Origin of the sequence: Halorubellus amylolyticus (assembly GCF_034808145.1) — an archaeon.
In the GTDB taxonomy this organism is placed as follows: Archaea; Halobacteriota; Halobacteria; order Halobacteriales; family Natrialbaceae; genus Halorubellus.
Window position 1 is genome coordinate 1 of sequence record NZ_JAXHGM010000003.1, and the last position, 14,325, is coordinate 14,325.

Sequence of the window (14,325 nt, forward strand, 5' to 3'; positions counted from 1 at the left end):
GAGCAGGTCTGCGAGCATCCTAGGCAGATCACTCAACGACCTGCTCGTTCCTCAAACTGGCTCAACTAGACAGTGCCATTCTCAGAATATTAACAGGGTGCTCACAAATAAGTGACCATTTAATACTCTTTTGTGAGCCTCTCTACTGAGAATCGGTTCGTGGAGCATATGCATTGAGAAGGCTGGTCTCAACTATTGCGTTTCGGAGGGTCGAGGCGACCTCGGGGATAGTGGGCCTGTTATGCGTGGTTTCCGACGAAGCAGGAGCGGGAATCGCTTCAGATGCCCTACGTTCGCTGCTTCCTCTCGAACTAAGACCAGCTCGTGATTCTCCTGAGTCACTGGAAGGAGGGTCACGGAAGTCGAATCCGTGAAGCCAGTTGAACGGCAGAGCAGACCACCGGTTTCCGTCCGGTGCGATTACCGGTCGGCTAGTCGTCCGCGACGGTCCGAGCGCTCGGCATCCCCCGGCTTGCTTCGGTCCGTTCGGTCACCGGACTCCATTCCAAGGACTCCTCGTAGTGGAAGGCGCGGTGGTCCTGCGTCGGATCGACGACCGTCAGTGATAGCCAGTTGTTGTCCAGAATCTCGGTCAGCTCCTCGTGGTCGGTCAGGATGTCCGTGACCCGCTCGACCGGCGCGTGGACGACCGTCGAGAGGCGGAGTGGTTGGTGGTACGGTTCGTCGTCCGCGGCCATCAGCGACTGGAGCGGGAGCCCGCTCATCAGGTCGCCGCCGTTACCCTGATAGACGCCGACGTTGCCGACCGGGTTCTGGGTCACCTTCGACCCGCTGCCGTAGACGGCGCTGTCGACCGTCGAGAAGTAGTACTGGGTGTTGATCCACTGGGTGACGACCATGGGACCGGTGAAGATCGCCTCGAGTGCGTCTCCATCGGGGTCGGTCGACCAGTCGTACGAGTGGAGGAACGTGCGCCCGTCGAGGTCACGACCGCTCGTCAGCTCGCGGGGGCCGACGACGAAGCCGGCATTGCCCGCCAGTCCCCATTCGGGACGCGTCTCGGCCCAGTCGGCGGCACGGCGCTCCGTCTCGCTGACGCCGGTCGAAGCGTCGGCGCCCATCGCCTCGGCGCGCTCGGCAGTCGCCGTCTCGCGGGCCGTCGCGAGGTCCGTGCGTAACTGGTCGAGGTCGTCCGCGTGGGTCTCGGGGACGTCGTCCGCGAACAGGTCCACTTCGTCGGTCGTCGTGTTGTGTTCTCCGGCGACGAAGACCGTGTCCTCGGGGATCTCGAACCCGCTGTCGCGGAGCTCGGCCTTGACGGCCTCGTCGTTACAGATCTTCGCGAGGACGCGAGCGCTCGGGCCGCCGGGGTTTCCGGCACAGGCACCGCAGTCCAGGCTCGCGTCGTAGGGGTTGTTCGCCGTCTCGCTGGCGTGGCCAGTGAAGACGACGAGGCGGCCGAACTCCTCCCAGCCCATCAACTCGAACGCGGTCGCGGCGTACTCGACCTTCTCCTCGGTCGTCAATCCCACCGGCAGGTCGCCGGAGTAGGTGTACTGGTGTTGGACGAGCGGCTCACTGAACTCGTGCTCGTCGGGTACCAGGTCGGCGGCAGCGTCGAGCAGGTCGTGAACGCGCCCGGGAACGAGCGTCCGGGCCGCGAGTGAGAGACCGTAGCCGCTCCCGGCGGTCTCGACGTAGCCGTAGGCGGTGGCGGCGTTGGCCTCCAGTATCTCGATGACCTCGTCGGCGGCCGCTTTGATACCGGACCACCGGGTGTGGCGTGCCTGCGTGTCGTCATCGGTCGGGAAGTCGGTGATGCGATACTGCGGGTCGAGGATCGGCGGGCAGGCATCGACCGACACGTCGGCGTCGTACCCCTGATACTCCATCGGGATGCCGAAGAAGCCGGCGTACCCGTGCGTCTCGTAGTCGCCCGTCGCCTCGATGTGACGGCGGATGATCTCCGAGCGGGTGTCGATACAGAAGACCAACTGGGCGTCCGGGCGTCCAGACGTCCCGCTGTCGGCCATCGACTGACTCTCGGCTGCGACGGCTTCGACGAGGTCCTCGCGGTAGGTCGCCTCCCACGCACGCAGGAACGCCCGAGCGATCTCGTCCGCCGGGTTCACGTCGAGGTCGTCGTCGTCGGGCTCGATGGGAGCGTCGACGGCATCGAGCAGTGCCAGTCGCGCCGCGAGGTACCCTTCCAGCGAGATCGGGTACTTCGACTGCCACGCGTCCTCGTCCTCGGAGCGCTGCTTGATGAACCCGGTCCAGCCGGGGAGTGCGGCCAGTTGCTCCTCGAAGATTGACGCCCACTGGCTCTCGGGGTACGACTGCATGACCGCCTCGATGGTCTCGAACGGCGCTTCTGGGAGGTTCGCGACGACCCCCTCCTTCGGGATGTCACTGTCGTATGCGGCCATCTCCCTGAACGCGGTGTAGAACCCCGCCTCCCGGTTCGGCATCGACCAGTGGGCGCTCCCCTCGTCGAGGAAGGCGGACAGCCACTTCGTCAGCACCCGGTCGACGTGGTCTTCGGCGGTGTCCGCGTCACGACCCTCGGCGTCGGCCGTGTCGGTCATGCGGTCGAGTAGCGGACCGGGGTCGTCCTCGTAGCCGACCTGGGCGAGTTCCGCATCCAGGAGTTCCCGGTCAATCTGGCCGCGTTCGAGCGCCGTCCTGAACGTCTCGGCGCTGGGGTAGCCCCGCCCGCCCAACAGGGAGGCGGCCTGCTCGACGGCCGCTCCGAACGGCTGGTCCTCGAACCCCGAGAGGGGGTTCGCCGTCACGAACGAGTGGATGGGCCAGAGCGAGCCGACGGTCGTCGCCGCTTCGTCGATACTGTCGCGGATGGCGGATTCAGTACTCATTGTAGTCCTCCGTCGAGGTCAAGAGGGTGTCGGACGGCGGTTGGGTGGCGTTCAGCAGTGCCACGTAGAGACGCTGGCTGTGTTCGTGGATCCCGGTCTCGATGGCGACGTAGATACCGACGAAGCTGACGGCGATGGCGCCGTGGAGCAGGGTCAGGTCGGTCGTCGCCGTGCTGACTGCGAGGAGGTCCGAGACGCCTTCGTAGACGACGGCGTAGACGACGATGGCCGGGAAGAACACCAGCGGGACCGCCCCGTAGCGGGCGAGCGTCGGGAGCGAGGTGTGGTGTACCGCGCTGCGGGCCGCGTGGAGCGTGGTGAAGACGACGAAGAAGGTCAACAGGAGGCCGCTACCGACGCTTTCCCCTTTCCCCGTCAGCATCGTGAACACCACGCCGCCGCCGAGACCGGTCAGCAACGCCACGAGGAACTCGACGGCATTCGTTCCGAGTCCGAGCGTGTGCTCCGTGGTCTCGCTCGGGCTCGTGTGTTCGACCTGTTCGCCCGAGCTGAGGAACTGGTAGGCCTTGTAGAACCCGTGCAGGATGAGATGAGTGATCGCGGCCCCGAAGAAGCCGAGGCCCGCCTGCATGATCATGAAGCCCATCTGGCCGACCGTCGAGCAGCCGAGTTTCCCTTTGATGTCCGTCTGGACTGACTTGAGGAGCTTTCCACCGCCAGCGCTCATCGCACCGACGGCGACGACTCCGAGCATGAGCGTGGAGTCGACCGTGATGACCGGAGCGAAGCGGACCAGCAGGATGCCGCCCGCATTGACGAATCCGGCGTGCATCAGTGCAGACGCCGGCGTCGGTGCGGTCATCGAGGAGAGCAGCCACTTGTGGAACGGGATCAGGGCGGACTGGATCATCGCCGCGAGGACGAGCAGACCGGCGGCGAGCAGCCACGCCGGCCCACCGAGCGTGTCGGTGGCCGCGCTGATTCCGGAGATCGTCGTCGCACCGGTCGTCCACCACAGCGCCGTCAGCGCGACACCCAGCAACACGCTGCTGGCGAGGAAGTACTTGCGGGCGACCGCCTTCGCCGCCTGTGCCTGTTTCCACCCCTCTATGGTCCCGATGAGTTCAGCCATCACCAGCCCCATCGCCATCCACAGGAACCCGAACAGTGCGACGTGGTCGGCCGCGACGAGTGCCAGCACGGTTGCGGTGAAACCGAACACGGCGACGAAGAACCTCGTCTTGTGCGTGCTACCGGCCATGTAGCGGCGGGAGTAGCTGTGCACGATACCGCTGAAGAACGTGACGACCACCCACATGAGGACGGTCAGGCCGTCTATGGCAATCAGGCCGGGGATCTCCCACGCACCTCCGAACCCGACTTTGGCGAGGAGGACGGCGACACTCACCGCGAACAGCGACCACGCGAGCCACGTTAGTGCGACGGGCACGAACGGTGATTCAACCGTCGTGTCCGGGAGCGCTCCGACCGGCGGTTTCGAACTGTGTCCTGACATCGGTCAGCCCATCGTACGACCTGTCGCGCCACCGCGGACGACCGCTGGTGGAACGGTTCTGGTCGTGGTTACTGCAAAGAACGAACACTGCGGTTATTAAATCTGCCTATGTTCACAATCTGTTCGTACTTTGGCCATCATAGAACGTGATAGTTCGCGCAGCTATGCTGGAGGCGGACGATGGCGGTTCAGGTCAAGAGGCTTGCGACCCGTCTCGGCGTCGCTTCGGCGAGACGAGTTCGGACTGCGGTCGGTCCGTCCCCCCGTCGAAAGCGACAAGATATCGATTGTCGGGGAACGAGCTGTACGCTCCATCTCGATTGCGGACGGAACCAGCGACAGTGACTGATGAGGAGAGTACCCGATGGAGTAACTGGGTCGACAATCGTTCATCCCTCGTCTCGTGCTCGGTCATTCTATCGTACGCCACCCTCGCTCGAAAAGCCCAACGTCGCCACCGGCCTCACTTGACCGATTCAGTAGCGAATCCGCACTACGTTACCGGAGCGTTCGATACGGGTGCACGATAAACCATATCGTTATGTGGGTCTGAATGCAGGTATGGAAGCACTCTCGGGGACCGTCCTTGCCGGCCGGTCGTTCGAGCCGATCCGTGGTCGCGTCGTCGTTGAGGACGGACGGATCCAGGGAATCGAGAAGACGGAAACGGCGTCGACCGACATCATCCTGCCGGCGTTCGTCAACGCTCATACGCATCTGGGTGACGCCGTCGCGAAGGAGGCGGCCGTCGGACTGTCGCTCGACGAGGCCGTGGCACCACCGGAAAGTCTGAAACACCGACGGTTGGCGGCTGCTGACCGGGCCACCCTCGTGTCGGCGATGCGCCGGACGCTCCGATTCATGGAGCGGACCGGCACGGCCGCCTGTCTGGACTTCCGGGAGTCCGGAACTGCCGGGGCACGCGCGCTTCGGGAGGCGGCACGAACAGTCGATTCCGACCCGTTCATCTTCGGGAGCGACGAGCGGTCCGTTCTCGATGTCGCCGACGGATACGGGGCTTCGGGTGCGAACGACGACGACTTCACTGAAGAGCGTACCGCCTGCCGGGAACGCGGCGTCCCGTTCGCCATCCACGCCGGCGAACCGGACCCGACGGACATCCATCCCGCACTCGACCTGGAGCCGGACCTCCTCGTCCACATGGTACACGCGGGACGGGAACATCTCGAACGCGTTACAGACCAGTCAGTTCCAGTTGCGGTCTGCCCGCGAGCGAACAGCGTTCTCGGCGTCGGAACCCCACCGATACGGGACCTCCTCGACCACACGACCGTCGCGCTCGGGACGGACAACGTCATGTTGAACCCCCCGTCGATGTTCCGGGAGATGGCGTACACGGCGAAGCACTTCGACGTGACCGCCCTGGAGGTGTTGCGGATGGCGACGACGGCTGGTGCCGAGGCCGTCGGTCTCGACTGTGGTGTCATCGCTCCCGACCGACGAGCAGCGCTCCTCGTCCTCGACGGCGAATCGAACAATCTGTCGGGGTCGGACGATCCAGTACGAGCAGTCGTGCGTCGCGCGACCGGACTGGACGTCGAACGCGTCGTCCTCTAGGCGTCGTCTTCGGGACGGGTCCCGCCGTCGAACGTCCCGAATGGCGTCGTCTCGTGGCTCCGCACGAGGACTTCGTCGGCGACGGTGAGCCCCATGTCGAGCAGTTCCTGTGCGACGGGTGTGATATCGCTGTCCGTCTCGCCGACCACAGTGACGAGGAGGTTCTGTTCACCGGTGACCAACTCCTGGACTGACACCACGCCATCGATGTCCAGAATGTCGGGAACGATGTCACCGCGTTCGGGGATCGCAGCGGTACAGTAAAGGAGCATCCGGAGCGGATAGCCAGATCGCTGATAGTCGATGCTGGCGCTGTATCCTTTGATTATACCGTCGGATTCGAGACGCTGAATGCGCTTCCGGACGGTACTGTCGGAGGTACCGGTCCGCTCCGCGATATCTCCGGACGACATGTTTCGCGCGTCCTCTTGGAGTGCGTACAAGATCGCTTTGTCGACGTCGTCGATCTCCTCGTCGGTCATATCAGTGGATTCACGTCAAAGACACTTTACCTTTGTACGTTGCTCGGTCACTCCACAGTGCCCTCGACGCGGCACGGACTCTCCGTCGAGCATTCCCCGCTCGATTTGAATAGCGCTGTCTCCCTTTCGAGATACGGCGTCTCTCGCTCGTCGACGAACACGACCGCTCCGTCCGGTCGACGACTGCCGCCAGACAACCGCCGTGGTCGAGGTCTTGGTGTGTGACAGCGACCGCTCACGTGCCATCTATAGCAAGTTCCTCAGCTCCATGGGTGGTCAACGAGGTCGTCGAGGCCACTGGGAGACTGACGTCGAGTAAGAGTCGTCTGAGACGAGCGAGGCACTGATGATAGATCGCTTACTTACTAATCAATCAGAAGTCTCTTAACTAATCAGTTAGTAAGCTCGGGTAGAGTAATGGTATCGGAGACAAAATCCGAGATCATCGACGCGACGAACTCGGTGCTCTGCGAACACGGATATGCCGGACTCACGATGAAGAAGATCGCCGACGAGGCTTCGATGACCACCGCGGCGATTCACTACCACTTCGACACGAAGGAGGAGTTACTGAACGCGTACCTCGACGACCTGATCGAGCGGTTCAAGGCGAAACTCGCCTCCGAGGCGATCGACCCGCGGGAACGGCTCACAGCGTTCCTCGATGCGGTCTTCACGCCGTCGAATCCCGACGCTGACGGTTTCCCCGTGGCGATCATGGAGTTGAAATCACAGGCACCATTCCAGGAGCTCTTCCGGGAACGGTTCCTCGACCTCGACGACGTGATGCACGAGGTCGTCGCGGGAATCGTCGCAGACGGGATCGACGAAGGTCACTTCGAGGAGACCGACTCGGAGGAGGTCGCCAGACTCGTCACGACGATGATAAACGGCGCGAACGCACGGAAGGTGGCACTCGGTGAGCCGCTCGGCGAGACCCGTCACGTCCTCGAGAACACGCTGGAACTACATCTCGGCTGGCAGCCCGGATCGGAGGTACTCGCGTGAGCTTCTTCAAGGGCCAGGACGACCTCGACCTCACGGAGGGTGGTATCGTCAAGCCGCTCCTGTTCCTCTCGCTCCCGATCGTCGTCACGAACCTCATGCAGACGGCGTACAACCTCGCGGACACGTTCTGGCTCGGTCAGTACTCCACGGAGGCGCTGGCAGCCATCTCGTTCGCGTTCCCGATGGTGTTCCTCCTCATCTCGCTCGGGATGGGGCTCTCGGTCGCCGGGAGCGTCCTCGTCGCCCAACACACCGGCGCCGACGAAACCGAGGAGGCAGAGTATGCGGCCTCACAGACGGTCTCGTTCGCGTTCATCGCCTCTGCCATCCTCGGTGCGGTCGGCTATCCCTTCGTCCGGGAGTTCCTGTCGTTCCTCGGTGCGTCGCCCGACGTCCTCCCCGGCGCGACCGCGTACATGCAGGTGGTCGCGCTCGGCCTGCCGTTCATGTTCGGGTTCTTCGTGTTCATCTCGCTGATGCGGGGCGCCGGCGACACCATCACACCGATGCTCGTCATGTTCGGCACCGTCGTCATCAACGTCATCCTCGACCCGTTCCTCATCAACGGCTGGACGCTGCTCGCCGACGCCCCGCTCGTCGGGACGGTCGCGTTCCCCGAACTCGGCATCGAAGGGGCGGCTATCGCCACGGTCTTCTCGCGAGGGCTCGCGATGCTCGTCGGGCTCGCGATCATGCTGTCGGGAACGCGCGGTGTCCAGATCAATCTCGCCGATATGAAGCCCGACCTCCAGTACCTCCGGAAGATCCTGCGCATCGGTATCCCGGCGTCGATCGAGGGAACCGGCCGGGCACTCTCCATCAACGCACTGCTGATCGTCGTCGGGCTGTTCTCGACGTCGGTCGTCGCCGCATTCGGCATCGGGACGCGCGTGTTCTCCGTCATCTTCCTTCCCGCGATCGCCGTCGCGCGCGGTGTCGAGACGATGACCGGGCAGAACGTCGGGGCTGACAAGTACGACCGCGCCCAGCAGGCGAACTACGTCGCCGCGAAAGGGCTGTTCGGCGTCCTCGCCGTCGCCGGCGTCGCCATCTTCTTCGTCCCGACGCCCATCGTCTCCGTCTTCACCGACGACCCCGCCGTCCTCGACGTCGGCGCGGAGTTCCTGCGGTACGTCGCGCTCTCGTTCGGCTTCATCGGAGTCCAGCGGGCGTTCACTGGCGGCTTCCGCGGTGCCGGCAAGACGATGATAGCTGCCGCGATCTCGATCACCGCCCTCGCCGGCATCCGACTCCCCGTCGCATACGTGGCCTCACAGGGCGTGCTCCCGACGGATTTGTGGTTCCTCGGACAGCCAGACGTCCGGGGCATCTGGATCGCGTTCTTCGCCTCGAACGTCGCCGGGGCGGTCATCGCGTGGCTGTGGTTCCGCCGTGGAACCTGGCGTGAAAGCGACGTTCGTGGAACTGGCGAACCCGATACGATCGAGACAGAGGAAGCCGACCCGTTGATTGGAGACGATTAACGTCATGCATTCGATATCTCACACTATCGACCGACGTACAGCAAGTCAGGAACGTGACTCCCATCCGGAGATCGTCCGCGGAGGCGTTCGATGACTGGCTCGGACTATCGGAACGTCCTCGTTCCGACCGACGGCAGCAATCTCGCGGTGGAAGCGCTCAGAGAAGCACTCTCACTCGCAGAGCTGACAGATGCGACGATCCACGTCCTCTACGTCGTCGACGATGCGAAGATCGCAGAACTGGCGAGCGGAACGGGGATCGATGACGTGAGTGTCGACGGCGACGTCGACGGACTCTTCGAGCGCTTCGAAGCCATCGGTGAACACGCACTCGACGACTTGCGCGAGGCGGCAACGGACCGCGGGCTGACGCTCACGACGGCCATCCGCAGGGGATTGCCGGAGGAAGAGATCCTGGCGTACGTCGAAGAGACGGAGATCGACCTGTTGGTGATGGGAACGCACGGCCGCCGCGGAATCGAACGGTACATCCTCGGGAGTACGACCGAACGCGTGCTCAGAAAATCGCCCGTTCCCGTGCTCACGGTTCGAGAGAACGCATCGGGAGAATGACCACGAGTCCCCTCTAATCGGAGACACGACGGGCGTTTGATACCGCCAACTAAATGGTCTAAACGGAGTTTACGGGCGATGTCCGGTTTCTAATCTCCCAAAGCGTCACGGCCACGTGGACCGGGACGGGGGCCTCGACTATCTTCGGCCGTTCGAACTCTCGAATCGATTCGATAGCTGTACGAAGATTCGAAGGTTGGACGCGAACGGCTTACTAAGCCTGCCTCCACCTCCTGTTTGCAATGGCAGAACGCAACGACAGACTCGTCGAGGAGAGCGATTTCGGAACGGGATGTAGCTGACGATGCGCATTCCAGTTCCCAATAACAGACTCGTCGCCTTCACGCTGGCAGGGGCCCTCCTGACGGCCGTCGTGGCCGGTGCCCTCGCGATGCCCGACGCCGGCCTCGCGCAGGCTGGCGAGCGCTCGGATTCAACTGGAACGTCAGCGTCGGATTCGTCACAGCAGGTCGCTGCCGATGCTCCGACGCCGAACCAGGACTTCACGCCGGCAGTCCAGACGCAATCCGGCGACGAGGACGAAGAACACGGGGAGTATGAGGAACGCGAGGACGACGAGGACCACCAGGAGGAAGACGAAGACGAGGACGAAGAACACGAAGAGGACGAAGAACGCGAAGAGGAGGAGTGACCGGAATGATGGGATCACTCGCATCGGTCACCGAACGGTTCGGGGACGGTCGCTGCGAGTTCGACTGCTGTGATACGACGTTTCGAGTCCGAGCGACAGGGATCCGAGCCGACGCTGCGGTGACTGCGGCGCGAGACGCGGCGGAGTCACTCGAAGCCCAGCTGAACGCCTTCGACGAGGCGAGTGCCGTCAGCCAGCTCAATCGCGACGGTGTGGTCGTGAACGAGCACGTCGCCCGTCTCGTCCGCCGTGGAATGGAATACGACGCTCGGACCGAGGGTGCGTTCGATATCCATCAGGGCCGCGTCGAACAGGAACTCAAGGCGTTCCTGCGTGGCGACAGTGACGCACCACCGCCCGCGTTCGATACCGGAACCGTTCAGGTCAGCGAGTCTCGGGTCACGGCCGACGTCGAACTCGACCTCAATGGGCTCGCGAAGGGGTACATCGTCGACCGGGCCAGTGAGGCACTCGCGGGGCTTGGTCGACGTGGGTTCGTCAGTGGTGGGGGAGACATGTCTCCCCCGACTGGCCCTGTCGCCATCGAGAGCCCGTACGGCGACGACACACCGCTGAAGATTCTGGACACGGACTGGTACGTCGCGACGTCCGGCGGATACCGTCGCTCGCGAGACGGCACGGACCACATCTACGACTCGACCAGCGAGTCGCTCGGCTCGCGTCACGAGTCCGTCACCGTCGTCGCGCGTCGAGACTGCATGGAGGCTGATGCCTTGGCGACGACGCTAGCTGCACTTCCTCTCGACGAGGCACGTGAATTAGCAGCCGAGTGGGACGGGCTAGAGGCGCTGATCGTTCACGACGGCGTGTTCCACACGACAGCGAGGTTCGAGACACATGTCATGGACGCGTAAGCAACGAATCACCGTCGTCGCGATCATCCTGCTGGTAGTAACCGTGCCAGTTATCTGGCAGATCGATGACGTCCGTGCCACCCTGGCGACCGAGAAAGCACAGAGCGACCTCGTCGGCCAGGCCGTCCCGGAGAGACAGGCACCGGCAGATTACGACGGGGACGGCATCGACGACTCCACGGACGAGTGTCCGACACGACCGGAGGAGACGAACGGGTTCCAGGACTCGGACGGCTGTCCCGATGTCGTCGCGACGACGGGGGCGTCGTGATGTCACAACTCGTCTGGTTCCTCGACCGCGGGGCCGCACTCGTCACGTACCCGTTGCTGTATCTGGCCGTCCTCACAGGTGTCCTCTACAATACTGAGTCGTTCGGCGTGCTTCAAGAGGCCGCTCAACGCATCCACATCGAACTCTCCGTGTTCGCGATGCTCGTCACGGTGCTGCACGCGGGCCTCGGCGTTCTCGACACGTGGTTCGTCGTCACCGGCCAGGTACCGGCACCAGCGTACTCGATGCCGTACTTCATCGGCGGCGTCGCCGTTGGCGCAGGGGCGCTGCTCATGCTCGTCGTCGCAGTGCTTGGCTTTACTGACGCGAGACGCTTCGAGCGGCCGTGGGGGCCGCGTGTCGTCCACTCGTTCGCCTACGCCGGATTCGCCTTCGGAACGATTCACGCGGCAGCGATCGGCACCGACCTGACGGGACTGGTCCGTCCCCTGGTGGGGCCCTCGGTTGCGTTTCTCGCGTACGTGCTGCTCCTGCGTTTGCTGGTGCTTCGCGGGACACGGTCGAACGCGACTCCGAGTCAGTAGCCGTCCCAGAGGCCCAGCATCCGGTCGACGACTTTGTCGGTGAACGAGCGTCGATGAACCGTGTAGAGGTACGTTACTCGATCGGGATCGCTGACCTCGTAGACGACGCTCCGGCCGTCGCGCTCTTTCGCGACGAGGTCGGCCTCGGCGAGCTTCGAGAGGTGCCAGGAGACGGTCGATTGCGCCTTGTCGAGGCGGTCGCTGAGCTCGGTCGTCGAGACCGGGCCGTCCGTGAGGAGGTGTACGAGGATGCGGCGACTGTACTCCCGTCGCAACGCGTTCATGACTGCTCGGTCGGTCTCGTCGAACTCGGCAGCGGGATAGTACCGCGTGTACTTGCCGTCGTCCGAGACGTCGAGCAGGCCTTCGTCGGCGAGCCACCGGAGGTGGTACTGGAGCGTTCCCTGCGCGTACTCGAGGTCGTCGAGGAGCGCGCGAAAGTGAACGCCGGGCGTGTCGGCTATCCGCTGATAGATCGTCCGCCGAGAGTCGAGTTCTAAGTCCGGGTCCGACATTGCTCAGTCCCGCGTGAGAGCGACGAAGAACGCCAAGAGACCACCGAGGATCAAGATTGCACTCCCGTGTTCGAGCAATTCGAGCGTCGCGTACGGGAGATACGGGAGCAATAGGTACTCGAGGAACACGATGAGCCCATAGACGGCAAACATCGCATACCCGAGCGTGACGATCCGCATCCGATTTTCACGTTCCCGTCGCCACGCAAGATAACTGAAGATAGTGAGCCCTCCAGCGAGGACGAAGATGCCGAGACTGACGTACTGTTCGAGGAGTTCAGCGAGGGTCATGCGTTACGGTCTGTGTACACGGTCGGTGCGACGTGCTCGCCGGTCGAGACACCTCAACCGATGGCGGTGTCGGGGAAAACGGTTGGCGTTCAACCGTCGAATCCAATCGAAGAGCTTCCGTTGGCCGCGAAGCGGTTCGAACAACTCCGCGCTCGGGGACTCCTCTTGGATGTGGCCGAGTTGTTCGACCGCGGCAGAACGGGGGTTATCTATCAGATATATACTCGTGCCACGTGGACCGCAACCGTCCGGAAACCCAGCCACCGAAGGTGGCTGGAGCCAGCACGCATCGGGTGGGGGTCGAGACATATGAAAACAGACGATACGATAGACGGGGCGATCGAGGTACTCCAGCAACTCGGCAGAGTACGAGGCAAAGTGTTTCGTCGGCCTGTCGCGGCTCTCGACAGCCACGGCGAACCAGCTCAGCGAGGTCACCGACGTCCATCGGACGCGTCTACGACGCGATTCCGCTACCGACACGCTCCGCGAACAGAACGAGGCTCGCGTCGCCTGCTGAGACAGGGCTTGTTCCCGCAGAGCGACCCGCACTCGCAGTAGCCACTGATTACCAGTTGAGAGACGATGCCGGTCGTCCTTCGCGGTCCGTCAGTGGATGCCCATCGCTTCGATCTGCTCCTGGTAGCGGTTCCGGATGGTGACCTCGGTGACCTGCGCGACGTCGGCGACCTCGCGCTGGGTCTTCTTCTCGTTACAGAGCAGGCTGGCGGCGTAGATTGCGGCCGCGGCGAACCCGGTCGGAGACTTCCCAGAGAGGAGGCCCTTCTCGGTGGTGACGTCGATGATCTCGTTGGCCTTCATCTTCACCTCCTCGCTCACCTCCAGTTCCGAGCAGAACCGCGGCACGTACTCCTTGGGGTCGACGGGCTCCATCTTCAGGCCCAGTTCCTTCGAGACGTACCGGTACGTGCGACCGATCTCCTTCTGTTCGACGCGCGAGACCTCGGCGACCTCTTCGAGACTCCGCGGGATGCCCTCCTGTCGGCACGCTGCGTACAGACACGCCGTCGCGACGCCCTCGATGGAGCGCCCGCGGATGAGGTCCTCGTTGAGCGCGCGCCGGTAGATGACCGAGGCGACCTCCCGGACCGACCGCGGGACGCCGAGCGCGCTCGCCATCCGGTCGACCTCGCTGAGCGCGAACTGGAGGTTCCGTTCACCGGCGTCCTTCGTCCGGATGCGCTCCTGCCACTTCCGGAGGCGCTGCATCTGACTGCGCTTCTCCGAGGAGATCGACCGACCGTACGCGTCCTTGTCCTTCCAGTCGATCTGCGTCGTCAGCCCCTTGTCGTGCATCGTCTGCGTGGTCGGCGCGCCCACGCGACTCTTGCTCTCCCGTTCGCCGTGATTGAACGCGCGCCACTCGGGCCCGCGGTCGATCATGTCCTCTTCGAGGACGAGCCCGCAGTCGTCGCAGACGAGTTCGTCACCGTCTCCGCTCGTGACGAGTCGGTCGGAGTTGCACTCCGGACACGTCTCCGTCTCCGACTCGTCGGCTTGTTGCTCGTCCGAACTGGCGACTTCCTCTTCTGTCCCTCGTTCTCGATTCAGACGAGCCATCGGATTCTATTGCCGTCTAGCCGTTCGCGACATTTATATGTGTGGGCGTGGCGACGACGAGCGATGGAGGTCAGCGGTGGCGACCGGTCGTTCGTCGTCGAGGGCTGCTGACAGGTGTCGCCGCGTCGTCGTGGCGTTGAACGACGCCCGCGATTT

The 14,325-nt window shown here is 63.6% G+C and carries 14 protein-coding genes and 1 pseudogene; 9 read left to right on the forward strand and 6 right to left on the reverse strand.

Going from position 1 to position 14,325, the window contains the following annotated elements; genetic code table 11:
- Positions 1-431: 431 nt before the first annotated feature.
- On the reverse strand, positions 432-2,837 hold the full coding sequence (locus tag SM754_RS08940) for a DUF2309 domain-containing protein (RefSeq protein WP_323675879.1): 2,406 nt from the start codon (positions 2,835-2,837) through the stop codon (positions 432-434).
- Positions 2,827-4,314 carry a proton-conducting transporter transmembrane domain-containing protein gene (locus SM754_RS08945; RefSeq protein WP_323675880.1) on the reverse strand — a complete coding sequence of 496 codons (1,488 nt, stop codon included), beginning with the start codon at positions 4,312-4,314 and terminating at the stop codon, positions 2,827-2,829. Before SM754_RS08945 ends, SM754_RS08940 begins: the two co-directional genes overlap by 11 nt.
- A gap of 561 nt (positions 4,315-4,875) precedes the next feature.
- On the opposite strand from SM754_RS08945, the gene SM754_RS08950 reads away from it, so the two are divergent.
- A complete protein-coding gene (locus SM754_RS08950; protein ID WP_323675881.1) occupies positions 4,876-5,892 on the forward strand; it encodes an amidohydrolase family protein in 1,017 nt (338 codons plus the stop codon).
- On the opposite strand, the gene SM754_RS08955 is transcribed toward SM754_RS08950, so the two are convergent.
- On the reverse strand, positions 5,889-6,374 hold the full coding sequence (locus tag SM754_RS08955) for an Lrp/AsnC family transcriptional regulator (protein WP_323675882.1): 486 nt from the start codon (positions 6,372-6,374) through the stop codon (positions 5,889-5,891). The two genes, SM754_RS08950 and SM754_RS08955, sit on opposite strands and share 4 nt — an antisense overlap.
- Before the next feature lie 417 nt (positions 6,375-6,791).
- Between SM754_RS08955 and SM754_RS08960 the strand changes: the two genes are divergently transcribed.
- The 7 genes from SM754_RS08960 (at position 6,792) to SM754_RS08990 (ending at position 11,782) form a co-directional block, all read left to right on the forward strand.
- A complete protein-coding gene (locus SM754_RS08960) occupies positions 6,792-7,382 on the forward strand; it encodes a TetR/AcrR family transcriptional regulator (protein WP_323675883.1) in 591 nt (196 codons plus the stop codon).
- Entirely contained in the window at positions 7,379-8,866 is a 1,488-nt protein-coding gene (locus SM754_RS08965) for an MATE family efflux transporter (RefSeq protein ID WP_323675884.1), read from the forward strand. Before SM754_RS08960 ends, SM754_RS08965 begins: the two co-directional genes overlap by 4 nt.
- Positions 8,867-8,956: 90 nt before the next feature.
- On the forward strand, positions 8,957-9,439 hold the full coding sequence (locus SM754_RS08970) for a universal stress protein (RefSeq protein ID WP_323675885.1): 483 nt from the start codon (positions 8,957-8,959) through the stop codon (positions 9,437-9,439).
- A gap of 304 nt (positions 9,440-9,743) precedes the next feature.
- Positions 9,744-10,091 (forward strand): hypothetical protein, encoded by a 348-nt coding sequence (locus SM754_RS08975; RefSeq protein WP_323675886.1) that lies wholly within the window; start codon positions 9,744-9,746, stop codon positions 10,089-10,091.
- Positions 10,092-10,096: 5 nt separating this feature from the next.
- Complete coding sequence (locus SM754_RS08980) at positions 10,097-10,966, forward strand: FAD:protein FMN transferase (protein WP_501993771.1); 870 nt, start codon at positions 10,097-10,099, stop codon at positions 10,964-10,966.
- Positions 10,950-11,237 (forward strand): thrombospondin type 3 repeat-containing protein, encoded by a 288-nt coding sequence (locus tag SM754_RS08985; protein WP_323675888.1) that lies wholly within the window; start codon positions 10,950-10,952, stop codon positions 11,235-11,237. Before SM754_RS08980 ends, SM754_RS08985 begins: the two co-directional genes overlap by 17 nt.
- The gene (locus SM754_RS08990; protein WP_501993773.1) at positions 11,237-11,782 is read left to right on the forward strand and encodes a DUF8596 domain-containing protein; all 546 of its coding nucleotides are present in this window, start codon (positions 11,237-11,239) and stop codon (positions 11,780-11,782) included. Before SM754_RS08985 ends, SM754_RS08990 begins: the two co-directional genes overlap by 1 nt.
- Here the strand turns inward: SM754_RS08990 and SM754_RS08995 are convergent.
- Together SM754_RS08995 and SM754_RS09000 are read right to left on the reverse strand one after the other, a co-directional pair.
- A complete protein-coding gene (locus SM754_RS08995) occupies positions 11,776-12,297 on the reverse strand; it encodes a winged helix-turn-helix transcriptional regulator (RefSeq protein ID WP_323675890.1) in 522 nt (173 codons plus the stop codon). The genes SM754_RS08990 and SM754_RS08995 overlap by 7 nt on opposite strands.
- A 3-nt stretch (positions 12,298-12,300) precedes the next feature.
- Complete coding sequence (locus SM754_RS09000) at positions 12,301-12,588, reverse strand: hypothetical protein (protein ID WP_323675891.1); 288 nt, start codon at positions 12,586-12,588, stop codon at positions 12,301-12,303.
- A 309-nt stretch (positions 12,589-12,897) separates the two neighbouring features.
- On the opposite strand from SM754_RS09000, the pseudogene SM754_RS20525 reads away from it, so the two are divergent.
- Positions 12,898-13,059, forward strand: a pseudogene (locus tag SM754_RS20525) (TrmB family transcriptional regulator); the annotation flags it as partial.
- A gap of 138 nt (positions 13,060-13,197) precedes the next feature.
- On the opposite strand, the gene SM754_RS09005 reads toward SM754_RS20525, so the two are convergent.
- A complete protein-coding gene (locus SM754_RS09005; RefSeq protein ID WP_323675892.1) occupies positions 13,198-14,169 on the reverse strand; it encodes a transcription initiation factor IIB in 972 nt (323 codons plus the stop codon).
- Positions 14,170-14,325: the final 156 nt, after the last annotated feature.